This window comes from Mangrovihabitans endophyticus (assembly GCF_014646155.1).
Taxonomy (GTDB): domain Bacteria; phylum Actinomycetota; class Actinomycetes; order Mycobacteriales; family Micromonosporaceae; genus Actinoplanes; species Actinoplanes endophyticus.
This window is the reverse complement of the sequence record NZ_BMMX01000010.1, coordinates 136,164-160,006: the sequence shown is the minus strand read 5'-3', so window position 1 is coordinate 160,006 and position 23,843 is coordinate 136,164. Positions and strand designations below refer to the sequence as shown.

Genomic DNA, 23,843 nt, shown 5'->3' with positions numbered 1-23,843 from the left:
TTTTGGTGCGCTATTGTCGCTAGGTCGCGTCCGCAGGGCGACGGCGCGCGGTGCAGCCCTTGACTGAGTGTCCGCTGACAGGCACGCTGACATCAGCAAGTTTCCGCGCTTGCGAGAGCCCGGCCACGGGTTGCCGCAGGTCTTCGCCCCGGATTTCCGGCAGTGTTCCGGATCGACGGTCGTGAGGTCCTCGGCGTCGGGGTCTCCGGCATCGGAGGTCTCGTGGATCAGGAGGAGCCGCACGGATCGCGGTGCGGGTCTTCCGGGTCGCCGGTGGCAGGACCAGCAGGGGAGCAGCGTCTTGAGCGGCTCCGCGTGTGGCGATGGCGTTCGACGCCGGTGGCCCGCGGGGACACGTTCCGCAGCACCCGCCGGTTGGGGCTGGACAGCGGTTAGCCATGCGGCTACACTGCTAGTTTGCGCTGCCTTCTGTCATGAGCCCTGCCAGGGATAAGTCCCTGGGGGGTCCATTGGAGTGCACGCAGACAGGCTGCACCCGCAGCTCAACACCCGCAGCTCAGCCGCATCAGCAGCACCGGTCCTCGGAAGGACGCATCTTGGCAGCTTCCCGCCCTGCGAAGACCAGCCGTACGTCGAGCGCTTACGCACCCCGCCGTATTTCTTTCGGCAGGATCACCGAGCAACTTGAGGTTCCCAACCTCCTCGCCCTCCAGACGGAGTCCTTCGACTGGCTGGTCGGAAACGAGGCTTGGCAGGCCCGATCGACGGACGCTTCGAACGCCCACTCGGGCCTCGCAGAGATCCTCGAAGAGATCAGTCCCATTGAGGACTTCTCCGGCACCATGTCGCTGTCTTTCTCCGCCCCGCGCTTCGACGAGGTCAAGGCCTCGATCGAGGAGTGCAAGGAGAAGGACCTGACCTACTGCGCGCCGCTGTTCGTGACCGCGGAATTCACCAACAACACCACCGGTGAGATCAAGAGCCAGACGGTGTTCATGGGTGACTTCCCGATGATGACGCCCAAGGGCACCTTCGTCATCAACGGCACCGAGCGCGTCGTGGTGAGTCAGCTCGTCCGGTCGCCAGGTGTCTACTTCACCAAGGAGCCGGACAAGACCTCCGACCGCGATCTGTCCAGTGTCAAGGTCATCCCGAGCCGGGGCGCGTGGCTCGAGTTCGACATCGACAAGCGTGACACCGTCGGCGTCCGGATCGACCGCAAGCGCCGGCAGGCCGTCACCGTCCTGCTCAAGGCGATCGGCTGGTCGGCGGACCAGATCCGGGAGCGGTTCGGCTGGTCCGAGCTGCTCATGACGACGCTGGAGAAGGACCACATCGCCGGGCAGGACGAAGCCCTGCTCGACATCTACCGCAAGCTCCGCCCGGGTGAGCCCCCGACCCGGGAGAACGCGCAGACCCTGCTCGACAACCTCTTCTTCAACCCGAAGAGGTACGACGTCGCCAAGGTCGGCCGCTACAAGTTCAACAAGAAGCTGGGTATCGACGTCTCGATCGAGCGTGGCACCCTCACCGAAGAGGACGTCGTCCGCACCGTCGAATACCTCTGCCGGCTGCACGCCGGTGAGGAGGGCTACGAGGCCGACGACATCGACCACTTCGGCAACCGGCGCTTGCGCACCGTCGGTGAGCTCATCCAGAACCAGGTCCGTGTCGGCCTGTCCCGGATGGAGCGGGTCGTCCGCGAGCGGATGACCACGCAGGACGTCGAGGCGATCACGCCGCAGACCCTGATCAACATCCGTCCGGTGGTGGCGGCGATCAAGGAGTTCTTCGGCACCTCCCAGCTATCCCAGTTCATGGACCAGACCAACCCGCTGGCGGGCCTGACCCACCGGCGCCGGCTGAGCGCGCTCGGCCCCGGCGGTCTGTCCCGTGAGCGGGCCGGCTTCGAGGTCCGCGACGTGCACCCGTCGCACTACGGCCGGATGTGCCCGATCGAGACGCCGGAGGGCCCGAACATCGGCCTGATCGGCGCGCTGTCCACGTTCGCCCGGGTCAACCCGTTCGGCTTCGTGGAGACGCCGTACCGCAAGGTGGAGAGCGGCGTGGTCACCGACCAGGTCGACTACCTCACCGCGGACGAAGAGGACCGCTTCATCAAGGCGCAGGCGAACGCCCCGCTGAAGAGCGACGGCACCTTCGCCGCGGACCGGGTCCTGGTCCGTCGTAAGGGCGGCGAGGTCGACTACGTGCCCGGTACGGACGTCGACTACATGGACGTCTCGCCGCGGCAGATGACCTCCGTGGCAACCGCCATGATCCCGTTCCTGGAGCACGACGACGCGAACCGCGCGCTGATGGGCGCGAACATGCAGCGCCAGGCGGTGCCGCTGGTCCGCGCCGAGTCGCCGCTGGTCGGCACCGGCATGGAGTACCGCGCGGCGGTGGACGCCGGCGATGTCGTGGTGGCCGAGGTCGGCGGCGTCGTCGAGGACCTCTGCGCGGACTACGTCACGGTGCACCAGGACGACGGCCACCGCCGTACCTACCTGCTGCACAAGTTCCGCCGCAGCAACGCCGGCTCGTGTGTCAACCAGAAGCCGGTGGTCTTCGAGGGTGACCGGGTCGAGGCCGGCCAGGTCATCGCCGACGGCCCGTGCACCGACGACGGGGAGATGGCTCTCGGCCGCAACCTGCTCGTCGCGTTCATGTGCTGGGAGGGCCACAACTACGAGGACGCGATCATCCTGTCGCAGCGCCTCGTTCAGCAGGACGTGCTCACCTCGATCCACATCGAGGAGCACGAGGTCGACGCGCGTGACACCAAGCTGGGCCCGGAGGAGATCACCCGCGACATCCCCAACGTCAGCGAGGAGATGCTCGCCGACCTGGACGAGCGCGGCATCATCCGGATCGGCGCCGAGGTTGTGCCGGGCGACATCCTGGTCGGCAAGGTCACGCCCAAGGGCGAGACGGAGCTGACGCCCGAGGAGCGGCTGCTGCGCGCGATCTTCGGTGAGAAGGCCCGGGAGGTCCGGGACACCTCGCTGAAGGTGCCGCACGGTGAGAACGGCACGGTGATCGGTGTCCGCACCTTCTCCCGTGAGGACGGCGACGAACTGCCGCCGGGCGTCAACGAGCTGGTTCGGGTCTACGTGGCGCAGAAGCGCAAGATCCAGGACGGCGACAAGCTGGCCGGTCGGCACGGCAACAAGGGCGTCATCTCGAAGATCCTGCCGATCGAGGACATGCCGTTCCTGGAGGACGGGACCCCGATCGACATCGTGCTCAACCCGCTGGGCGTGCCCAGCCGGATGAACATCGGCCAGGTCCTGGAGACCCACCTCGGGTGGATCGCCAAGACCGGCTGGCAGGTGGACGGCGAGGACGCCGACTGGAAGCGCCAGTTGCGCGCCATCGAGGCGCACGAGTCGCCGCAGGACAGCAACGTGGCCACCCCCGTCTTCGACGGCGCCCGCGAGGAAGAGATCAAGGGCCTGTTGGAGTCGACGCTGGTCAACCGTGACGGCAAGCGGCTGGTCAACGGTGACGGCAAGGCGCAACTGTTCGACGGCCGCAGCGGCGAGCCGCTGCCGGACCCGATCGCGGTGGGCTACGTCTACATCCTCAAGCTGAACCACCTGGTCGACGACAAGATCCACGCGCGGTCGACCGGCCCCTACTCGATGATCACCCAGCAGCCGCTGGGCGGTAAGGCGCAGTTCGGTGGCCAGCGGTTCGGCGAAATGGAGTGTTGGGCCATGCAGGCCTACGGCGCCGCCTACGCGCTGCAGGAACTGCTCACCATCAAGTCCGACGACGTCCTGGGCCGGGTCAAGGTCTATGAGGCGATCGTCAAGGGCGAGAACATTCCGGAGCCGGGAATCCCCGAGTCGTTCAAGGTGCTGCTCAAGGAGCTGCAGTCGCTGTGCCTCAACGTCGAGGTGCTGTCCAGCGACGGCGTGGCCCTGGAAATGCGCGAGACCGACGACGAGGTCTTCCGGGCCGCGGAAGAACTCGGCATCGACCTGTCCCGGCGCCCCAACGAGGGCGTCAGCAGCGTCGAAGAGATCTGACGGAGCGCGTCCCGGTGACGGTCACCTCACCGGGACGTCCCCGCCGGCCTGGAAACCCATCCGAGCAACGAAACACGAGGGATAGACCAAGTGCTCGACGTCAACTTCTTCGACGAGTTGCGCATCGGCCTGGCGACCGCTGACGACATCCGGCAGTGGTCGCACGGCGAGGTCAAGAAGCCCGAGACGATCAACTACCGAACGCTCAAGCCCGAAAAGGACGGACTCTTCTGCGAGAAGATCTTCGGTCCGCAGCGGGACTGGGAGTGTTACTGCGGAAAATACAAGCGAGTCCGGTTCAAGGGCATCATCTGTGAGCGCTGCGGCGTCGAGGTGACCCGGTCCAAGGTCCGCCGTGAGCGGATGGGGCACATCGAGCTGGCCGCCTCGGTCACCCACATCTGGTACTTCAAGGGCGTGCCGAGCCGGCTGGGATACCTGCTCGACCTGGCCCCGAAGGACCTTGAGAAGATCATCTACTTCGCCTCGTACGTGGTCACGAAGGTGGACGCCGAAGCGCGCCACCGGGACATGTCCACCATCGAGAACGAGATCTTCGCGGAGAAGCGGCAGTCCGAGAACGGTCGCGACTCGGAGATCGAGAAGCGCGCCGCCAAGCTTGAGCAGGATCTCTCGGAGCTGGAAGCCGAGGGCGCCAAGGCGGACGTGCGCCGCAAGGTCAAGGAGGCCGGCGAGCGCGAGATGCGCCAGATCCGCGACAAGGCGCAGCGCGAGATCGACCGTCTCGACGAGGTGCTCGACACCTTCCGCAAGCTGGATGCCAAGCAGTTGGTCACCGACGAACTGCTGTACCGCGAGCTGCGTGACCGCTTCGGGGAGTACTTCGAGGGCGGCATGGGCGCCGAGGCGATCAAGGCGCTGCTGGAGAACCTCGACCTGGACGCCGAGGCCGAGTCGCTGCGGGAGACCATCCGGACCGGTAAGGGCCAGCGCAAGATCCGTGCCCTCAAGCGGCTCAAGGTGGTCGCGGCGTTCCTGAACACCCGCAACTCTCCGCTCGGCATGGTGCTGGACTGCGTACCGGTCATCCCGCCGGACCTGCGGCCGATGGTGCAGCTCGACGGTGGCCGGTTCGCGACCAGTGACCTGAACGACCTGTACCGCCGGGTGATCAACCGGAACAACCGGCTCAAGCGCCTGATCGACCTGGGCGCTCCCGAGATCATCGTCAACAACGAGAAGCGGATGCTGCAGGAGGCCGTCGACGCGCTGTTCGACAACGGCCGCCGCGGCCGGCCCGTCACCGGGCCGGGTAACCGTCCGCTGAAGTCGCTGTCCGACATGCTCAAGGGCAAGCAGGGCCGCTTCCGGCAGAACCTGCTGGGCAAGCGCGTCGACTACTCCGGCCGCTCGGTCATCGTCGTCGGCCCGCGGCTCAAGCTGCACCAGTGCGGCCTGCCGAAGCAGATGGCGCTGGAGCTGTTCAAGCCGTTCGTGATGAAGCGCTTGGTGGATCTCAACCACGCGCAGAACATCAAGTCGGCCAAGCGGATGGTGGAACGCCAGCGGCCGGTCGTGTGGGACGTGCTGGAAGAGGTCATCAGCGAGCACCCGGTGCTGCTGAACCGTGCGCCGACCCTGCACCGCCTGGGCATCCAGGCGTTCGAGCCGCAGCTCGTCGAGGGCAAGGCCATCCAGATCCACCCGCTGGTCTGTACCGCGTTCAACGCCGACTTCGACGGTGACCAGATGGCGGTGCATGTGCCGCTGTCCGCCGAGGCGCAGGCCGAGGCGCGGATCCTGATGCTGTCGTCGAACAACATCTTGAAGCCCGCGGACGGCAAGCCCGTCACCATGCCCACCCAGGACATGGTGATCGGCCTCTACCACCTGACCCACATGACGCCCGGCAACAAGGGCGAGGGACGGGTCTTCAGCTCGGGCTCCGAGGCGGTGATGGCGTACGACAACGGCGAGCTGCACCTGCAGGCACCGGTGAGGATCCGCCTCACCGAGGTGACCGAGGTGGACAACGGCGCCGGCAGCGAGGCCTGGCAGGCCCCCGAGGGCTGGACGCCGGGCGAGCCGGTGATCGTGGAGACCACGCTGGGCCGGGTCATCTTCAACGAGACGCTGCCGCAGGGGTACCGCTTCGTCAACTACGAGATCCGCAAGGGGCAGTTGTCCCGGATCGTCAACGACCTGGCCGAACGGTTCCCGAAGGTCAGCCTGGCGGCGACCCTGGACGCGCTCAAGGAGGCCGGTTTCCACTGGGCCACCTGGTCCGGCGTGACGATCGGCATGGGCGACGTCATCGGCCCGCCGCGCAAGCCGGACATCCTCGGCCGTTACCAGGTCGAGGCCGACCGGATCGACAAGCAGTACCAGCGGGGTCTGATGACCGCCGAGGAGCGTCGCGGCGAGCTCATCGAGATCTGGACCAAGGCGACCAACGAGATCTCCAAGGAGATGGAGACCGCGCTGCCGCACGAGAACCCGCTCTGGGTGATGATCAACTCGGGTGCGCGCGGTAACCTCCTCCAGCTCCGGCAGATCGCGGCCATCCGTGGCCTGGTCGCCAACCCCAAGGGTGAGATCATCCCGCGGCCGATCACCTCGTCGTACCGCGAAGGTCTGACCGTGCTGGAGTACTTCATCTCCACGCACGGTGCCCGTAAGGGTCTGGCCGACACCGCGCTGCGTACCGCCGACTCGGGTTACCTGACCCGGCGTCTGGTGGACGTCTCGCAGGACGTCATCATCCGCGAGGAGGACTGCGGCACCGACCGGGCGATCTCCATGACGATCGCGGACCGGCTGGACGGCAAGCTGATGGTGCACACGCACGCCGAGACCGGTGTGCACGCCCGGACGCTGGCCGATGACGTGAGCGACCCCGACGGCAACGTCGTGGTTCCGCGCGGTGCGGACCTCAACTCGATCCTGGTCGACAAGATCGTCGGTGCGGATGTCGAGTCGGTCCGGGTGCGCAGCGTGCTGACGTGCGAGTCCAAGCTGGGCGTCTGTGCCGCCTGCTACGGCCGTTCGTTGCCGACCGGCAAGTCGGTCGACATCGGTGAGGCGGTCGGCATCATCGCCGCCCAGTCCATCGGTGAGCCGGGTACTCAGCTCACCATGCGGACCTTCCACACCGGTGGCGTCGCGGGTGAGGACATCACCCAGGGTCTGCCGCGTGTGCAGGAGATCTTCGAGGCTCGCGTGCCCAAGGGCAAGGCGCCCATCGCCGACACCCCGGGACGCATCCGCATCGAGGACGGCGAGCGCTCGCGGAAGATCATCGTGATCCCGGACGACGGCAGCGACGAGATCGTCTACGACAAGATCTCCAAGCGCGTCAAGCTGCGGGCGCACGACGGCGACCACGTGGGCGTCGGCGAGAAGCTCACCGAGGGCACCATCGACCCGCACGAGCTGCTGCGGATCATGGGCCCGCGTGCGGTGCAGGTCCACCTGACCCAGGAGGTTCAGGAGGTCTATCGCTCGCAGGGTGTGCTGATCCACGACAAGCACATCGAGATCATCATCCGGCAGATGCTGAAGCGGGTGACGGTCATCGACTCCGGCGCGTCCGAGTTCCTGCCGGGTGTGCTGGTCGACCGGGCGCTGTTCGAGTCGGAGAACCGTCGGCTCGTCGGCGAGGGCGGCGAGCCCGCCGCCGGTCGCCCGGTGCTGATGGGCATCACCAAGGCCTCGCTGGCCACCGACTCCTGGCTCTCGGCGGCCTCCTTCCAGGAGACCACCCGGGTGCTGACCGACGCGGCGATCAACTCGCGGAGCGACTCGCTGGTCGGCCTCAAGGAGAACGTCATCATCGGTAAGCTCATCCCGGCCGGTACGGGCATCAGCAAGTACCGCAACATCCGGGTGGAGCCCACTGAGGAGGCGAAGGCAAAGGTCTATTCGATGACGGGCTACCCGGAGACCGACTACGGCTTCGGGCCCGCCAGCGGGCAGGCCGTGCCGCTGGACGACTTCGATTTCGGGTCGTACCGCTAGGCACATCGCGACGAGGCAGGGGCTGCTGCCGAGGCGCCTTCGGGCGGAGCTGCCGACAAGGGCGGCCGTGCGCATTGCACGGCCGCCCTCGTCGTTGACCTAAAATGGCGCGGTGACTACTCCGGTCGGCGTGCCGACGCGCCATCCGATGGATCCGGATCCGGTGCCCGCCTCCAAGGCGCGTGCCGTGTTCGCCCTCGGCCTGGTGGCGCTGCTGACCGGCGCGTTCATCGGCGGCGTGATTCCCGCCACAATGGCGCTGCTGCTGGCTCGTCAGGCGGCACGCGAGGCGTACGCGGCCGACGGTTATCTGCTCGGGTCCCGCCGGCTGACCCGTGGCCGGCGACTCGCCTGGGCCGGCATCATCCTCGCCCTCACCTCCCTGGTGATCGCGGTGATCGCCGGTCTGCTCCACGTGGCCGGGACGCCGGGGCAGGATTTCGACGCCAACACCGACTGATCGTCCGGCGCGAGCGGCGTCCCGGGCTGCGGTGGTGCACGTGCGGGTGACATGCTCGGGTCATGACGCAGCAGACCGGCGGGCCTCCCTTCGCGGTGCCGCCCCCGTCGCCCGCGGAGCGATGGAAGCCCGCACGCATGGATCCGCTGCCCGGCACCCAGTTCGGGTTGGTCCAGTTGGAGATCCCGGCCGTGCATTCCGGGCTGGCCACCGGAGCGCTGATCGCGGGAATCGGTTCGGTGCTGGTGTCCGTGCTGGTCCTCTGCTTCGGGGTGGCGGGCGCCTCGGACTCCTGGGGCGCCCTGGTGGCCGGCGCCTTCTGCCTGCTCGCGGTGCTGGTCGGCGGCGGCGGCGTGGGTTTGGGGTTGTCCTCGATGCGACAGATCCGCCGTTCCGGGGCTCCGGGCCGGATCCGTTTCACCGGCAAGGGCGTGGCGGTGGCCGGTCTGTCGTGCGGCGCGGCAGGGATGGGAATAGCATTGCTGGGGCTCGTGTTGAGCCTCCTGTTGCAGTTCACGTGAGGGTTGTGTCGACGGGGTGCACCGCCGGTGGGTTGCCATCGCGGGACACCCGGTACACTTGATAATCGGAGATGTCCATCAGGGGGTTGCGGTCTCGTTTTGACCTGCGTCCCACCGGTGGGTACTCTTTCCCCTCGTGCCCGGGCTCGCCCGGGCAACTCGTGCGTGCGCCCGAGTGATCGACAGGCGGGGCATCGGCACGACGGGCTGCTAAGCCCAGACAAAGACAAACCCGATGCGCGTGTCGAACGCGTGGGGGACCGTGGGCCGGACGACACGCCCGACCGCGGGTGTCGGACGGTCCGCGACCGTACGGCGCATAAGAGGCATAACGAAGACGGTGCGGCCGCCGTAGGAAGCGGCCGAAGGGAGCGGAGAAACCCGGTGCCCACGATCCAGCAGCTGGTCCGCAAGGGCCGCCAGGCGAAGACGAGCAAGACCAAGACGCCGGCGCTGAAGGGAAGCCCTCAGCGGCGCGGCGTGTGCACGCGCGTGTACACCACCACCCCCAAGAAGCCGAACTCTGCGCTGCGCAAGGTCGCTCGTGTGAAGCTCAGCAGCCAGATCGAGGTGACCGCTTACATCCCGGGCGTCGGCCACAACCTGCAGGAGCACTCGATCGTGCTTGTGCGTGGCGGCCGTGTGAAGGACCTCCCGGGTGTCCGCTACAAGATCGTCCGTGGTTCGCTGGACACCCAGGGTGTCCGCAACCGCAAGCAGGCCCGCAGCCGTTACGGCGCGAAGAAGGAGAAGAGCTGACATGCCGCGTAAGGGCCCCGCTCCGCGTCACCCTGTGGTCCCGGACCCGGTCTACAACTCGCCGCTGGTCACCCAGCTGGTGAACAAGATCCTGGTCGGTGGCAAGCGCCAGCTCGCCGAGCGCATCGTCTACGGCGCCCTTGAGGGTTGCCGGGAGAAGAACGGCACCGATCCCGTGGTGACGCTGAAGCGCGCGATGGACAACGTGAAGCCGACCCTTGAGGTCCGCAGCCGCCGTGTCGGTGGCGCGACCTACCAGGTCCCGGTCGAGGTCCGCACCCCGCGTCAGACCACCCTGGGCCTGCGCTGGCTGGTGCAGTACTCGAAGGCCCGCCGGGAGAAGACCATGATCGAGCGGCTGCAGAACGAGCTGCTCGATGCGAGCAACGGCCTCGGCGCCGCGGTCAAGCGGCGCGAGGACACCCACAAGATGGCGGAGTCCAACAAGGCCTTCGCGCACTACCGGTGGTAATGAGAGTTTTTCAGAACCACCCTTGAGCCGACGGTTGCCGCCAGCTACACGGTTGGCCTCCACCGTTCTGGGAAATTCTCATTCAAACCACCGAACGACGACGAAGAGGGAATAGAAGTGGCCGCCGCAGACGCGCTCGCCAAGGTACGCAATATCGGCATCATGGCGCACATCGACGCCGGTAAGACCACGACGACCGAGCGGATCCTGTTCTACACCGGCATCACCTACAAGATCGGTGAGGTCCACGAGGGCGCCGCCGTCATGGACTGGATGGCGCAGGAGCAGGAACGCGGTATCACGATCACTTCCGCCGCCACCAAGTGCGAGTGGAAGGGTCACACGATCCAGATCATCGACACCCCGGGTCACGTCGACTTCACCGTCGAGGTGGAGCGCTCCCTGCGCGTGCTCGACGGTGCGGTGGCGGTCTACGACGGTGTGGCCGGTGTGGAGCCGCAGACCGAGAACGTGTGGCGGCAGGCGGACAAGTACCGCGTACCCCGGATGTGCTTCGTCAACAAGCTCGACCGAACCGGTGCGGACTTCTTCCGCTGCGTGCAGATGATGATCGACCGGCTCAACGCGACGCCGCTCGTTCTCCAGGTCCCGATCGGGCTGGAGGGTGACCACATCGGCGTGGTGGACCTCGTCGGCATGCGTGCGCTCACCTGGCGCGGCGAGACCGCCAAGGGCGAGGACTACGCGATCGAGGAGATCCCGGCGGATCTGGCCGACACCGTTGCCGAGTGGCGCGAGAAGCTGCTCGAGACGCTGGCCGACGTCGACGACTCGGTGATGGAGAAGTACCTCGAAGGCGAGGAGATCTCCGAGGCCGAGATCAAGGCGGCGATTCGGCGGGCCACCATCGGCAGCAAGGCGAACCCGGTGCTGTGCGGCTCGGCGTTCAAGAACAAGGGCGTGCAGCCCATGCTCGACGCCGTGGTGGACTACCTGCCGTCCCCGCTGGACGTGCCGGCCATCGAGGGCACCGCGACCGACGGCGAGACGCCGATGCAGCGTAAGCCGTCGAACGCGGAGCCGTTCTCGGCGCTCGCCTTCAAGATCCAGACCGACAAGCACCTCGGCAAGCTGACCTACGTCCGGGTCTACTCGGGCACCGTGGAAACCGGTTCTCAGGTGGTCAACTCCACCAAGGACCGCAAGGAGCGGATCGGCAAGATCTACCAGATGCACGCCAACAAGCGCGAAGAGCGTTCGTCGGCGCAGGCGGGGGACATCATCGCCGTCCAGGGGCTGAAGCAGACGACCACCGGCGACACGCTGTGTGATCCGTCGAGCCCGGTGATCCTGGAGTCGATGACCTTCCCGGAGCCGGTCATCCAGGTGGCCATCGAGCCGAAGACCAAGTCGGACCAGGAGAAGCTGGGCACCGCGATCCAGCGTCTGGCCGAGGAGGACCCGACCTTCCGCGTCTTCAACGATGAGGAGACCGGGCAGACGGTCATCGCCGGCATGGGCGAGCTCCACCTCGACATCCTGGTCGACCGGATGCGGCGTGAGTTCAACGTCGAGGCGAACATCGGCAAGCCGCAGGTGGCGTACCGCGAGACGATCCGCCGGTCGGTCGAGAAGATCGACTACGTGCACAAGAAGCAGACCGGTGGATCGGGCCAGTACGCCAAGGTGATCGTCACGGTCGAGCCGCTGGAGATGTCCTCGGACGGTCCCACGTACGAGTTCGTCAACGCGGTGACCGGCGGTCGCATCCCGAAGGAGTACATCCCTTCGGTGGACGCGGGTGCGCAGGACGCCATGCAGTACGGCGTGCTCGCCGGCTATCCGCTGGTCGGCGTCAAGCTGACGCTGGTGGACGGTCAGTACCACGAGGTCGACTCGTCCGAGATGGCCTTCAAGATCGCCGGCTCCATGGTGATGAAGGAGGCGGCCCGCAAGGCCGACCCCGCGCTCCTTGAGCCGATGATGTCCGTTGAGGTCACCACCCCGGAGGACAACATGGGTGACGTCATCGGTGACCTCAACTCCCGTCGTGGCATCATCCAGTCGATGGAGGAGCGCTCCGGCGCTCGCCTCGTCAAGGCGCTGGTGCCACTGTCGGAGATGTTCGGCTACGTCGGCGACCTGCGGTCGAAGACTCAGGGCCGGGCGAGCTACAGCATGCAGTTCGACTCCTACGCCGAGGTTCCGCAGGGCGTGGCGAAGGAGATCATCGCGAAGGCCACGGGCGCTTAAGCCAGCCGGAAGCGTTGAGGCGCGTGCGGTCCGTCATGGACCGCACGTGCACGAGCAGTCGACAGAGTCCTAAACGCCCAACCGGCGTGCCGGGCGAGAAGAAGAGACACAGTCCACAGGAGGACACCAGTGGCGAAGGCGAAGTTCGAGCGGACTAAGCCGCACGTCAACATCGGCACCATTGGTCACATCGACCACGGTAAGACGACGCTGACTGCGGCCATCACCAAGGTCCTGCACGACGAGTACCCGGACCTGAACCCGTACACGCCGTTCGACGAGATCGACAAGGCGCCCGAGGAGAAGGCCCGCGGCATCACGATCTCGATCGCGCACGTCGAGTACCAGACCGAGGCGCGTCACTACGCGCACGTGGACTGCCCCGGTCACGCGGACTACATCAAGAACATGATCACCGGTGCCGCCCAGATGGACGGCGCGATCCTGGTGGTCGCCGCGACCGACGGCCCGATGCCGCAGACCAAGGAGCACGTGCTCCTGGCCCGCCAGGTCGGCGTGCCGTACATCGTGGTGGCGCTGAACAAGAGCGACATGGTCGAGGACGAGGAGCTCCTGGAGCTCGTCGAGCTTGAGGTCCGCGAGCTGCTCAGCACCTACGAGTTCCCGGGCGACGACGTTCCGGTCGTGCGCGTCTCGGCGCTCAAGGCGCTCGAGGGCGACAAGGAGTGGACCGGCAAGCTCATGGAGCTGATGAACGCGGTCGACACCGCGATCCCGCAGCCCGAGCGCGAGACCGAGAAGCCGTTCCTGATGCCGATCGAGGACGTGTTCACGATCACCGGTCGTGGAACCGTCGTCACCGGCCGGGCCGAGCGCGGCATCCTCAAGCCGAACGAGGAAGTCGAGCTCGTCGGCATCCGGGAGAAGTCGTTCAAGACCACCTGCACCGGCATCGAGATGTTCCGCAAGCTGCTGGACGAGGCGCGTGCGGGTGAGAACGTCGGTCTGCTGCTGCGTGGTGTGAAGCGCGAGGACGTCGAGCGCGGCATGGTGGTCGTCAAGCCGGGCACCACGACCCCGCACACGGAGTTCGAGGGCCAGGTCTACATCCTCTCCAAGGAGGAGGGCGGCCGGCACACCCCGTTCTTCCAGAACTACCGTCCGCAGTTCTACTTCCGGACCACGGACGTCACCGGCGTCGTCACGCTGCCCGAGGGCACCGAGATGGTCATGCCGGGCGACTCCACCACCATGTCGGTCAAGCTGATCCAGCCGATCGCCATGGAGCAGGGCCTGAAGTTCGCGATCCGCGAGGGTGGCCGCACGGTCGGCGCCGGAACGGTCACGAAGATCAACAATTAGGGTCTGCGACCCCGATTAGCATTGCCGGAGAGAATCCGGCATACTAGTTGGGTTGCGTCCGCGCAGGGTGGTTGGTCGTTTCCATGGCTCGCGTCAGCGGGTCGGCCGAGGCGGTCAGCCACCCTCGCCCGGTGTCCGGCGTGTTTTTTGCCCGCCGGCACTGTCGATCCCCGTGATCAAGTAGCTCGAGGTTCATGTCGCCGGCCTGAGTCCGGTCATTGGCCGCGACACGCCCGACCGCGGGGGTCGGACATCGCAGGATCGACGGTCCTGCGGGCATGCGAGGGCCACCGCTTTCGCAGTTAGCGGCATCGAGAGAAGGAAACAGAAGCCACCATGGCGGGACAGAAGATCCGCATCCGGCTCAAGGCCTATGACCACGAGGTCGTCGACTCCTCGGCGCGGAAGATCGTCGAGACGGTGACGCGTACCGGGGCACAGGTTGCTGGCCCGGTGCCGCTGCCCACGGAAATCAACCGTTTCTGCGTGATCCGTTCGCCGCACAAGTACAAGGACTCGCGCGAGCACTTCGAGATGCGTACGCACAAGCGTCTGATCGACATCATCGACCCGACTCCGAAGACGGTCGACTCGCTCATGCGTCTCGACCTGCCGGCTGGCGTCGACATCGAGATCAAGCTGTAGGGATCTGCGACAATGGACAGGCAAGTGAAGGGCATCCTGGGCGCCAAGCTCGGCATGACCCAGGTATGGGACAACAACACGGTCGTCCCGGTCACCGTCGTGCAGGCCGGCCCGTGCGTCGTGACTCAGGTCCGCACCTCCGAGACGGACGGCTACTCCGCGGTCCAGTTGGCGTTCGGCCAGATCGACCCCCGGAAGATCAACAAGCCGAAGAGCGGACACTTCGCGAAGGCCGGCGTCTCACCGCGGCGTCATCTTGTGGAGCTGCGCACCACCGACGCCGGTGAGTACGAGCTCGGGCAGGAAGTCACCGTCGAGGCGTTCGCCCCGGGGACCACGATCGATGTCACCGGCAAGACCAAGGGCAAGGGCTTCGCGGGTGTGGTCAAGCGTCACGGCTTCCACGGTCTGCGCGCCAGCCACGGTGTGGAGCGCAAGCACCGCTCGCCCGGCTCGATCGGCGCCTGCGCCACGCCGGGACGCGTCTTCAAGGGCGTCCGGATGGCTGGCCGCATGGGTAGCAAGCGCTTCACCGTGCAGAACCTGACGGTGCAGGCGATCGACACGGAGAACAACCTCATCCTGGTCAAGGGTGCCGTGCCGGGTCCCAAGGGCGCGCTGATCCTGGTCCGCACGGCGGCGAAGAAGGGCGGTGTCCAGTGAGTTCGGTTGACGTGATCAACGCCGAGGGCAACAAGGCCGGCACCGTCGACCTGCCCGGCGAGGTCTTCGACGTGCAGGCGAACATCCCGCTGATGCACCAGGTCGTGGTGGCCCAGCAGGCGGCTGCGCGCCAGGGCACGCACAAGGCCAAGACGCGTGGCGAGGTCGCCGGCGGTGGCAAGAAGCCGTACAAGCAGAAGGGCACCGGTCGCGCCCGCCAGGGTTCGATCCGCGCGCCGCAGTTCGCCGGTGGTGGCGTCGTACACGGCCCGGTGCCGCGCGACTACAGCCAGCGGACGCCAAAGAAGATGAAGGCCGCCGCTCTGCGTGGCGCCCTCTCGGACCGGGCCCGTGACGGCCGCGTGCACGTGGTCGAGAGCTTCGTCACCGGCGAGGTGCCGTCGACCAAGGCCGCCCTGGCGACTCTCGGCAAGGCGACCTCGTCGGTCAAGGTGCTGGTCGTGCTGGCCGTCACCGACGAGCTGAACTGGATGTCGCTGCGCAACGTGCCGACCGTGCACCTCATCGAGGCCGGTCAGCTCAACACGTACGACGTGCTGGTCTCCGACGCGGTGGTGTTCACCAAGGCCGCGCTGGACGAGTTCCTCGGCACGTCCGACAGCAGCAAGGAGGCCGGCGCATGAGCACGATCGCCGATCCGCGCGACATCATCATCGCGCCCGTCATCTCCGAGAAGAGCTACAGCGTTCTCGACCAGAACTGGTACACGTTCCTCGTCCGCCCGGACGCGAACAAGACCCAGATCAAGATCGCGATTCAGCAGATCTTCGACGTGCAGGTGCTGACGGTGAACACCGCGAACCGCGAGGGCAAGCGCAAGCGCACGCGTACCGGCTGGGGCCAGCGCAAGTCGACCAAGCGCGCGATGGTCAAGCTTGCTGACGGTGACCGTATCGAGGCCTTCGGCGGCCCGGTCAGCTAAGGGGTTGTGATTCATGCCTATCCGTAAGTACAAGCCGACGTCGCCGGGCCGTCGTGGTTCCAGCGTCGCCGACTTCGCCGAGATCACCCGGTCCACGCCGGAGAAGTCGCTCGTCGTTCCGCTGCCCAAGAAGGGCGGGCGTAACGTGCACGGCCGCATCACCACGCGGCACCAGGGCGGCGGACACAAGCGCCAGTACCGATTGATCGACTTCCGGCGCAACGACAAGGACGGCGTGCCGGCCAAGGTCGCGCACATCGAGTACGACCCCAACCGCACCGCCCGCATCGCGCTGCTGCACTACGCCGACGGCGAGAAGCGCTACATCGTGGCGCCCAAGGACCTGCGCCAGGGTGACCTGGTGGAGTCCGGAGTCGGTGCGGACATCAAGCCGGGCAACAACCTGCCGCTGCGCAACATCCCGGTGGGTACCACGGTGCATGGTGTGGAACTCCGCCCCGGCGGTGGCGCCAAGCTGGCGCGTTCCGCGGGCGTCGGAATCCAGCTCCTCGGTCGTGAGGGCGCGTACGCCACGCTGCGCATGCCGTCCGGTGAGATCCGTCGCGTCGATGTGCGCTGCCGCGCCACCATCGGCGAGATCGGCAACGCCGACCAGTCGAACATCAACTGGGGCAAGGCCGGCCGCATGCGGTGGAAGGGCAAGCGCCCGACCGTTCGCGGTGTCGCGATGAACCCGATCGACCACCCGCACGGTGGTGGTGAGGGCAAGACCTCGGGTGGCCGCCACCCGGTCAACCCGGCCGGTAAGCCGGAAGGCCGTACCCGCCGCAAGGGCCAGGAGAGCGACCGCATGATCGTTCGTCGCCGCTACGCCACCCGCAAGCGCGGGTAACGGGAGTTAGAAGATGCCTCGCAGCTTGAAGAAGGGTCCGTTCATCGACGACCACCTGCTCAAGAAGGTGGAAGTCCAGAACGAGAAGAACTCGAAGAACGTCATCAAGACGTGGTCGCGGCGCTCCACGATCATCCCCGACATGCTCGGGCACACGATCGCCGTGCACGACGGCCGTAAGCACGTCCCGGTGTTCATCACCGAGGCCATGGTCGGGCACAAGCTCGGCGAGTTCGCCCTGACCCGTACGTTCAAGGGTCATGAGAAGGACGACCGCAAGAGCCGTCGTCGCTAACGCAGATACACGGATCAGAGGAACAAGGAGCTACAAGCGATGCCAACGAAGGGCGACGCTCCGGTGCTTCCGGGCGCGCGGGCGATTGCGCGTCACGTGCGCATCTCGCCGAGCAAGGCGCGCCGGGTGGTCAACCTCGTCCGCGGTCTGCCCGCGAAGGAGGCGCTGACGGTGCTGCAGTTCGCGCCGCAGGCCGCGAGCGAGCAGGTGTACAAGGTTCTCGCCAGCGCCATTGCGAACGCGGAGAACAATGAGCGGCTCGACCCGGACGCTCTGCTCGTCAGCGAAGCGTTCGTGGACGAGGGACCGACCCTGAAGCGGTTCCGGCCGCGGGCGCAGGGCCGGGCGTACCGGATCCGCAAGCGCACATGCCACATCACGGTCGCGGTCGAGGCGGTTCAGGTGACCCGTCCGGCGAAGAAGGCCGCGGCGAAGAAGGCCACCAAGGCTGCTGAGCCCAAGGCCGAGTCCGCGAGCACGGCCGAGTCCCCGAGCACGGAGGGTGCCGAGTAATGGGTCAGAAGGTTCACCCCACCGGGTTCCGTCTCGGCATCTCCACTGACTGGAAGAGCCGCTGGTTCGCGGACAAGCTCTACTCGGACTACATCGGCGAGGACGTCAAGATCCGCCGGATGATGTCCAAGGGCTTGGAGCGCGCCGGCATCTCCAAGGTCGACATCGAGCGCACCCGCGACCGGGTCCGCGTCGACATCCACACCGCCCGGCCGGGCATCGTCATCGGCCGTAAGGGCGCGGAGGCCGACCGCATCCGCGGCGAGCTGGAGAAGCTCACCGGCAAGCAGGTGCAGCTCAACATCCTTGAGGTGAAGAGCCCCGAGTCGGACGCTCAGCTCGTGGCGCAGGGCGTCGCCGAGCAGCTATCCAGCCGGGTCAGCTTCCGCCGGGCGATGCGTAAGGCCATGCAGTCGGCGATGAAGAACCCGGTCTGTAAGGGCATCCGGGTCCAGGTCTCCGGCCGCCTCGGCGGTGCCGAGATGAGCCGTACCGAGTTCTACCGCGAGGGTCGCGTTCCGCTGCACACGCTGCGGGCCAACATCGAGTACGGCTTCTTCGAGGCGCGTACCACGTTCGGCCGCATCGGCGTGAAGGTGTGGATCTACAAGGGTGACGCCGTGCCGGGCCGCGAGCCCGTGCAGGAGGCCCCGTCGCGTCCGCGCCGGGAGCGTTCCGACCGTCCGCGTCGTGGCCGTTCCGGTTCGTCCGGTACGACCGCTGGTGGCACCGACGCCGGTCGCGCCGCCGCGCAGTCGCAGTCTGCGCAGTCGCAGTCCGCGCAGTCTCAGGCTACGCAGTCGCAGGCTGCGCCGGCCGAGGCGTCCGACACCGCCGCTGCTCCGGCTGCGGCCGAAAAGCAGCAGGAGGGCTGACCAATGCTGATGCCGCGTAAGCCCCCGAAGGGCTTCCGCAAGCCGCACCACCCGGACCGCCACGGCGCGTCCAAGGGCGGCAACCGGGTCGTCTTCGGTGAGTTCGGTATCCAGGCTCTGGAGCCCGCGTACGTGACGAACCGGCAGATCGAGGCGGCGCGTATCGCGATGACCCGTCACATCAAGCGTGGCGGCAAGGTCTGGATCTCCATCTTCCCGGACCACGCGCTGACCAAGAAGCCGGCCGAAACCCGTATGGGTTCCGGTAAGGGCTCGCCCGAGTGGTGGGTGGCGAACGTCAAGCCCGGCCGCGTCCTGTTCGAGATGTCGTTCCCGAACGAGGCGGTCGCGCGCGAGGCCATGCGTCGCGCGATCCACAAGCTCCCGATGAAGTGCCGCATCGTGACACGCGAAGTGGGTGAAAGCTGATGGCAGCGGGCGTTAAGGCAGCCGAGCTGCGCGAGCTCTCCGACGAGGAGCTGATCTCGCGGCTGCGGGAGGCCAAGGCGGAGCTGTTCAACCTCCGCGTGCAGGGCGCGACCGGACAGCTCGACAACCACCGTCGACTGCAGGTCGTCCGCCGGGACATCGCCCGGATTTACACGATCATGCGTGAGCGCGAGCTCGGACTCTCGGTCGCGCCGGATGAGGTGTCGGCATGACCGAGCGCACCCAGGGCATGCCAAAGGAAGGCTCAGCATGAGTGACAACACCACCGCTACGCCGCGGTCCCAGCGCAAGGTGCGTGAGGGTCTTGTGGTCAGCGACAAGATGGACAAGACCGTCGTCGTCGAGATCGAGGATCGCGTCAAGCACGCGCTCTACGGCAAGGTGATCCGGCGGACGCGGAAGCTGAAGGCGCACGACGAGCAGAACACGTGCGGCATCGGCGACCGGGTTCTGATGATGGAGACCCGTCCGCTCTCCGCGACCAAGCGGTGGCGGATCGTCGAGATCCTCGAAAAGGCCAAGTGAGTGCGCCGGGCCGGCTCCGCACGGATCGGCCCGGTGTCCAGCCAACCACCCCGCCGCCGGACCCCTACCGGGCCGAAGGCGGGAACCGTCGTTCCGCCAAGCTTCGGTGAGCGTTTCGAAGAACTGGCAGACATAGGAGACCTCAAGTGATTCAGCAGGAGTCGCGACTCCGCGTAGCCGACAACACCGGGGCGCGGGAGATCCTGTGCATCCGTGTGCTCGGTGGTTCCGGTCGCCGTTACGCAAGCATCGGCGACGTCATCGTGGCCACCGTCAAGGACGCCATTCCCGGGGCCGGTGTGAAGAAGGGCGATGTCGTCAAGGCGGTCATCGTTCGCACGGCCAAGGAGAAGCGTCGGCCCGACGGCTCGTACATCCGTTTCGACGAGAACGCCGCTGTGATCATCCGTGACGGTGGAGATCCGCGCGGTACGCGCATCTTCGGCCCGGTCGGCCGAGAGCTGCGCAACAAGCGGTTCATGAAGATCATCAGCCTGGCACCGGAGGTGCTCTGACCGTGAAGATCAAGAAGGGCGACACGGTCGTCGTCATTGCCGGCAAGGACAAGGGTGCCAAGGGCAAGGTCATCGCCGCCTACCCGCGCCAGGACAAGGTCCTTGTCGAGGGCGTGAACCGCGTCAAGAAGCACGAACGGATCCGCACGACGCAGCGTGGTGCGAAGACCGGCGGCATCGTCACGCAGGAAGCCCCGATCCACATCTCGAACGTGCAGATCGTGGACGACCAGGGCAAGCCGACCCGGATCGGCTACCGCATCGACGACAGTGGCCAGAAGGTTCGCATCGCCCGTACCACCGGTAAGGACCTGTGATGACCGCCGCTACCCAGACCAAGACCCTGCCCCGGCTGAAGCAGAAGTACCGCGACGAGGTCATTTCTGCGCTCGCGGAGCAGTACAAGTACGGCAACCCCATGCAGATCCCCGGCCTGGTCAAGGTCGTCGTGAACATGGGTGTGGGCGAGGCCGCCCGGGACGCCAAGCTGATCGACGGCGCGGTCCGCGACCTCGCCACGATCACCGGCCAGAAGCCGCTGGTGCGCCGGGCGACCAAGTCCATCGCGCAGTTCAAGCTGCGCGAGGGCATGCCCATCGGTGCCAAGGTGACCCTGCGCAACGACCGGATGTGGGAGTTCCTGGACCGGCTGCTGTCCATCGCGCTCCCGCGTATCCGTGACTTCCGCGGCCTCGACGGGCGCAAGCTGGACGGCCACGGCAACTACACGTTCGGCCTGACCGAGCAGTCGGTGTTCCACGAGATCGACCAGGACCGCATCGACCGGGTCCGGGGCATGGACATCACCGTGGTGACCACCGCCAAGACCGACGACGAGGGCCGGGCGCTGCTCAAGCTCCTGGGCTTCCCGTTCAAGGAGAACTGAGTATGGCGAAGAAGGCGCTGATCCTGAAGGCCGCCGCGAAGCCGAAGTTCGGTGTGCGTGCGTACACCCGCTGCCAGCGCTGCGGTCGGCCGCACTCGGTGTACCGCAAGTTCGGACTCTGCCGGGTGTGCATCCGCGAGATGGCCCACCGCGGCGAACTCCCGGGCGTGTCCAAGGCCTCCTGGTAACCCGCCTACCGCGTCCGTGCGACGTGGCCACAAGGCAGAACCAATACCGCTTCGCCGTAGGCCCGCGGCAGGTCCCGGGAACCCCGGCGAGAAAGGTTGACGAATACCTATGACGATGACCGACCCGATCGCAGACATGCTTACTCGTCTGCGCAACGCCAACCAGGCGTACCACGACAAGGTGACCATGCCCTTCTCGAAGATCAAGGCGAACATCGCCGAGGTCCTCAAGGCCGAGGGCTACATCTCCTCCTGGTCGGCCGAGGAGCCGGAGGAAGGCGCCGTCGGCAAGCGGCTGGTCGTTGAGCTCAAGTACGGCCAGAACCGTGAGCGCAGCCTCGCCGGCATCAAGCGCGTCTCCAAGCCCGGCCTTCGGGTGTACGCCAAGTCCGACGAGCTCCCGCGCGTGCTCGGCGGCCTCGGTGTCGCGATCATTTCGACGTCCCAGGGACTGCTTACCGACCGGCAGGCCCGCAAGCGGAGCGTGGGCGGGGAAGTCCTCGCCTTCGTCTGGTAACGGAGACAAAGACATGTCGCGAATCGGACGCAAGTCGATCCCGGTCCCGGCCGGCGTCGACGTCACCATCACGGGCCAGACCGTCAAGGTCAAGGGCCCCAAGGGCGAGCTCTCGCACACCGTCATCGAGCCGATCTCGGTCGCGAAGACGGAGAGCGGCGAGCTGTCGGTCACCCGGCCCAACGACGAGCGCCGGGCGAAGGAACTGCACGGCCTCTCGCGTACCCTGGTCGCCAACATGATCACTGGCGTCACCGAGGGTTACACCAAGACGCTGGAGATCAACGGCACCGGTTACCGGGTGACCGCCCGGGGCAAGGACCTTGAGTTCGCCCTCGGTTTCTCGCACCCGGTCAACGTCACCGCGCCGGACGGCATCACGTTCTCGGTGGAGAAGCCGACGCAGTTCAGCGTGTCCGGCATCAACAAGCAGTTGGTCGGTGAGGTCGCTGCGAACATCCGGAAGATCCGTCCGCCGGAGCCCTACAAGGGCAAGGGCGTGAAGTACCAGGGCGAGGTCATCCGCCGTAAGGCTGGAAAGGCAGGTAAGAAGTGACCGCCACGCTGCTCAAGCGCCGCAATGGCGGCGGGGTCGCCTCCAAGCGGGCCGTCGGCAAGGCGCGTCGGCACTTCCGTGTCCGCCGGACCCTGCGCGGCACCGCCGAGCGCCCCCGCCTGGTCGTCTCCCGTTCCACGCGGCACATCACCGCGCAGATCATCGACGACGACAAGGGACACACGCTGGTGTCGGCCTCCACGCTCGACGCGTCCCTGCGGGGTGCGGAGGGCGACAAGAGCGCCCAAGCCACGAAGGTGGGTGCGCTGCTCGCCGAGCGCGCCAAGACCGCAGGTGTGTCCAAGGTCGTCTTCGACCGCGGCGGCAACAAGTACGCCGGGCGCATCGCCGCCCTGGCGGATGCCGCCCGGGAAGCCGGACTCGAGTTCTAGGAAGGAAGACCAATGCCTGGTCAGCAGCGCCGTGGCGGCGGGTCCGGCGGTAACAACGAGGGTGGCCGCCGGGACAACCGCCGCGAGGGCCGCGGTAACGCGCCCGTCGAGAAGACTCCGCACCTGGAGCGTGTCGTCGCGATCAACCGTGTCGCCAAGGTCGTCAAGGGTGGTCGTCGCTTCAGCTTCACCGCTCTGGTGATCGTGGGCGACGGCGACGGCACCGTGGGCATCGGATATGGAAAGGCCAAGGAGGTGCCCGCGGCCATCGCCAAGGGCGTCGAGGAGGCCAAGAAGCACTTCTTCAAGGTGCCGCGGATCGCGGCCACCATCCCGCACCCGGTCACCGGTGAGGCGGCCGCGGGTGTCGTGCTGCTCAAGCCGGCCTCCGCCGGTACCGGCGTCATCGCCGGCGGTCCGGTGCGCGCCGTGCTGGAGTGCGCCGGCATCCACGACGTGCTCAGCAAGAGCCTCGGGTCCTCCAACCCGATCAACATCGTGCACGCGACCGTGGCCGCTCTGAAGGGCCTTGAGTCGCCGGAGAAGGTCGCTGCCCGGCGCGGTCTGCCGGTGGAGGACGTCGCACCGGCAGCCATGCTGGCGGCGCGTGCGGAAGCGGCGGGGGTGCGCTGATGGCACGCCTGAAGGTCACTCAGGTCCGCTCCAACATCGGCCGCAAGCCGAAGCAGCGTGAGTCGCTGCGCTCGCTCGGCCTGAAGCGGATCAACGATGTGGTGGTCAAGGAGGACCGCCCCGAGATTCGGGGCATGATCTTCGCCGTGAACCACCTCGTGACTGTTGAGGAGGTCGAGTAATGGCGATCAAGGTGCATCACCTGCGCCCGGCGCCCGGCGCCAAGACGGCGAAGACCCGCGTGGGCCGTGGTGAAGGTTCCAAGGGTAAGACCGCCGGTCGCGGTACCAAGGGTTCGAAGGCCCGCAAGAACATCTCGGCGGCGTTCGAGGGTGGGCAGATGCCGATCCACATGCGCCTGCCGAAGATGAAGGGCTTCAAGAACAAGAACAAGGTCGTCTTCCAGGTCGTGAACCTGGACCGGCTCGCCGAGCTGTTCCCGCAGGGCGGCGAGGTCGGTCCGGCCGAGCTGGCCGAGGCGGGCGCGGTCCGCCGTGGCCAGCCGGTCAAGGTTCTCGGTTCCGGCGAACTGGGCGGCGTGTCGCTGACCGTCTCGGCGCACGCGTTCAGCGAGTCGGCGAAGGAGAAGATCGCCGCTGCCGGTGGCTCGGCCACCGAGCTGTAAGGACCGCAGGATGCCCGCCCTGACGTCGAAATGACGGCAGGGCG

At 66.9% G+C, this 23,843-nt stretch carries 29 protein-coding genes; all 29 read left to right on the top strand.

The genetic code is table 11. The features are described 5' to 3' along the window. The first annotated feature begins 557 nt into the window (after positions 1–557). The 29 genes from rpoB (at position 558) to rplO (ending at position 23,799) form a co-directional block, all read left to right on the top strand. Complete coding sequence (rpoB, locus tag IEY73_RS14295) at positions 558–3,998, top strand: DNA-directed RNA polymerase subunit beta (protein ID WP_189079676.1); 3,441 nt, start codon at positions 558–560, stop codon at positions 3,996–3,998. A gap of 90 nt (positions 3,999–4,088) precedes the next feature. Then, complete coding sequence (locus tag IEY73_RS14290) at positions 4,089–7,976, top strand: DNA-directed RNA polymerase subunit beta' (protein ID WP_189079675.1); 3,888 nt, start codon at positions 4,089–4,091, stop codon at positions 7,974–7,976. A 148-nt stretch (positions 7,977–8,124) separates the two neighbouring features. Next, positions 8,125–8,436: a hypothetical protein gene (locus tag IEY73_RS14285; protein ID WP_189079713.1), complete on the top strand. Its 312-nt coding sequence runs from the start codon at positions 8,125–8,127 to the stop codon at positions 8,434–8,436. A gap of 62 nt (positions 8,437–8,498) precedes the next feature. Next, the gene (locus tag IEY73_RS14280) at positions 8,499–8,957 is read left to right on the top strand and encodes a hypothetical protein (RefSeq protein ID WP_229715825.1); all 459 of its coding nucleotides are present in this window, start codon (positions 8,499–8,501) and stop codon (positions 8,955–8,957) included. A gap of 384 nt (positions 8,958–9,341) precedes the next feature. Beyond that, a complete protein-coding gene (rpsL, locus tag IEY73_RS14275) occupies positions 9,342–9,716 on the top strand; it encodes a 30S ribosomal protein S12 (protein WP_014440718.1) in 375 nt (124 codons plus the stop codon). Between the two features lies 1 nt (position 9,717). After that, entirely contained in the window at positions 9,718–10,188 is a 471-nt protein-coding gene (gene rpsG, locus IEY73_RS14270) for a 30S ribosomal protein S7 (protein ID WP_071803316.1), read from the top strand. Positions 10,189–10,305: 117 nt separating this feature from the next. Then, entirely contained in the window at positions 10,306–12,402 is a 2,097-nt protein-coding gene (fusA, locus tag IEY73_RS14265) for an elongation factor G (protein ID WP_189079674.1), read from the top strand. A gap of 129 nt (positions 12,403–12,531) precedes the next feature. Continuing rightward, positions 12,532–13,725: an elongation factor Tu gene (tuf, locus tag IEY73_RS14260; RefSeq protein WP_189079673.1), complete on the top strand. Its 1,194-nt coding sequence runs from the start codon at positions 12,532–12,534 to the stop codon at positions 13,723–13,725. 336 nt (positions 13,726–14,061) lie between these two features. Further along, positions 14,062–14,370 (top strand): 30S ribosomal protein S10, encoded by a 309-nt coding sequence (gene rpsJ, locus IEY73_RS14255; protein ID WP_007073037.1) that lies wholly within the window; start codon positions 14,062–14,064, stop codon positions 14,368–14,370. Positions 14,371–14,382: 12 nt separating this feature from the next. Further along, positions 14,383–15,033: a 50S ribosomal protein L3 gene (gene rplC / locus IEY73_RS14250; protein WP_189079672.1), complete on the top strand. Its 651-nt coding sequence runs from the start codon at positions 14,383–14,385 to the stop codon at positions 15,031–15,033. Then, on the top strand, positions 15,030–15,677 hold the full coding sequence (rplD, locus tag IEY73_RS14245; protein ID WP_189079671.1) for a 50S ribosomal protein L4: 648 nt from the start codon (positions 15,030–15,032) through the stop codon (positions 15,675–15,677). The genes rplC and rplD overlap by 4 nt, the downstream gene beginning before the upstream one ends. Beyond that, positions 15,674–15,976, top strand: a complete 303-nt coding sequence (rplW, locus tag IEY73_RS14240) for a 50S ribosomal protein L23 (RefSeq protein ID WP_189079670.1) — start codon at positions 15,674–15,676, stop codon at positions 15,974–15,976. Before rplD ends, rplW begins: the two co-directional genes overlap by 4 nt. A 13-nt stretch (positions 15,977–15,989) precedes the next feature. After that, the gene (gene rplB / locus IEY73_RS14235) at positions 15,990–16,829 is read left to right on the top strand and encodes a 50S ribosomal protein L2 (protein WP_189079669.1); all 840 of its coding nucleotides are present in this window, start codon (positions 15,990–15,992) and stop codon (positions 16,827–16,829) included. Between the two features lie 13 nt (positions 16,830–16,842). Then, positions 16,843–17,124 carry a 30S ribosomal protein S19 gene (rpsS, locus tag IEY73_RS14230; protein WP_071803322.1) on the top strand — a complete coding sequence of 94 codons (282 nt, stop codon included), beginning with the start codon at positions 16,843–16,845 and terminating at the stop codon, positions 17,122–17,124. A gap of 39 nt (positions 17,125–17,163) precedes the next feature. Then, complete coding sequence (rplV, locus tag IEY73_RS14225; protein WP_189079668.1) at positions 17,164–17,637, top strand: 50S ribosomal protein L22; 474 nt, start codon at positions 17,164–17,166, stop codon at positions 17,635–17,637. After that, on the top strand, positions 17,637–18,512 hold the full coding sequence (gene rpsC / locus IEY73_RS14220; RefSeq protein ID WP_189079667.1) for a 30S ribosomal protein S3: 876 nt from the start codon (positions 17,637–17,639) through the stop codon (positions 18,510–18,512). The genes rplV and rpsC overlap by 1 nt, the downstream gene beginning before the upstream one ends. A gap of 3 nt (positions 18,513–18,515) precedes the next feature. Continuing rightward, entirely contained in the window at positions 18,516–18,941 is a 426-nt protein-coding gene (gene rplP, locus IEY73_RS14215; RefSeq protein ID WP_189079666.1) for a 50S ribosomal protein L16, read from the top strand. Beyond that, positions 18,941–19,174, top strand: a complete 234-nt coding sequence (rpmC, locus tag IEY73_RS14210; protein ID WP_189079665.1) for a 50S ribosomal protein L29 — start codon at positions 18,941–18,943, stop codon at positions 19,172–19,174. Before rplP ends, rpmC begins: the two co-directional genes overlap by 1 nt. A gap of 37 nt (positions 19,175–19,211) precedes the next feature. Further along, positions 19,212–19,487 carry a 30S ribosomal protein S17 gene (gene rpsQ, locus IEY73_RS14205; RefSeq protein WP_189079664.1) on the top strand — a complete coding sequence of 92 codons (276 nt, stop codon included), beginning with the start codon at positions 19,212–19,214 and terminating at the stop codon, positions 19,485–19,487. 146 nt (positions 19,488–19,633) lie between these two features. After that, entirely contained in the window at positions 19,634–20,002 is a 369-nt protein-coding gene (rplN, locus tag IEY73_RS14200; protein ID WP_189079663.1) for a 50S ribosomal protein L14, read from the top strand. Then, complete coding sequence (rplX, locus tag IEY73_RS14195) at positions 19,999–20,319, top strand: 50S ribosomal protein L24 (RefSeq protein WP_189079711.1); 321 nt, start codon at positions 19,999–20,001, stop codon at positions 20,317–20,319. The genes rplN and rplX overlap by 4 nt, the downstream gene beginning before the upstream one ends. Further along, positions 20,319–20,888, top strand: coding sequence for a 50S ribosomal protein L5 (gene rplE, locus IEY73_RS14190; protein WP_189079662.1), 570 nt, complete (start codon positions 20,319–20,321; stop codon positions 20,886–20,888). Before rplX ends, rplE begins: the two co-directional genes overlap by 1 nt. 2 nt (positions 20,889–20,890) lie before the next feature. Next, positions 20,891–21,076, top strand: a complete 186-nt coding sequence (locus IEY73_RS14185) for a type Z 30S ribosomal protein S14 (protein ID WP_189079661.1) — start codon at positions 20,891–20,893, stop codon at positions 21,074–21,076. 109 nt (positions 21,077–21,185) lie between these two features. Next, entirely contained in the window at positions 21,186–21,593 is a 408-nt protein-coding gene (rpsH, locus tag IEY73_RS14180) for a 30S ribosomal protein S8 (protein ID WP_189079660.1), read from the top strand. Positions 21,594–21,606: 13 nt separating this feature from the next. Next, positions 21,607–22,149 (top strand): 50S ribosomal protein L6, encoded by a 543-nt coding sequence (gene rplF / locus IEY73_RS14175; RefSeq protein ID WP_189079659.1) that lies wholly within the window; start codon positions 21,607–21,609, stop codon positions 22,147–22,149. Beyond that, positions 22,146–22,541 (top strand): 50S ribosomal protein L18, encoded by a 396-nt coding sequence (gene rplR, locus IEY73_RS14170; protein ID WP_444543374.1) that lies wholly within the window; start codon positions 22,146–22,148, stop codon positions 22,539–22,541. The genes rplF and rplR overlap by 4 nt, the downstream gene beginning before the upstream one ends. Before the next feature lie 12 nt (positions 22,542–22,553). Next, the gene (gene rpsE / locus IEY73_RS14165; protein WP_189079658.1) at positions 22,554–23,174 is read left to right on the top strand and encodes a 30S ribosomal protein S5; all 621 of its coding nucleotides are present in this window, start codon (positions 22,554–22,556) and stop codon (positions 23,172–23,174) included. Then, positions 23,174–23,356 (top strand): 50S ribosomal protein L30, encoded by a 183-nt coding sequence (gene rpmD, locus IEY73_RS14160; protein ID WP_189079657.1) that lies wholly within the window; start codon positions 23,174–23,176, stop codon positions 23,354–23,356. Before rpsE ends, rpmD begins: the two co-directional genes overlap by 1 nt. Beyond that, positions 23,356–23,799: a 50S ribosomal protein L15 gene (rplO, locus tag IEY73_RS14155; protein ID WP_189079656.1), complete on the top strand. Its 444-nt coding sequence runs from the start codon at positions 23,356–23,358 to the stop codon at positions 23,797–23,799. The genes rpmD and rplO overlap by 1 nt, the downstream gene beginning before the upstream one ends. Positions 23,800–23,843 lie beyond the last annotated feature (44 nt).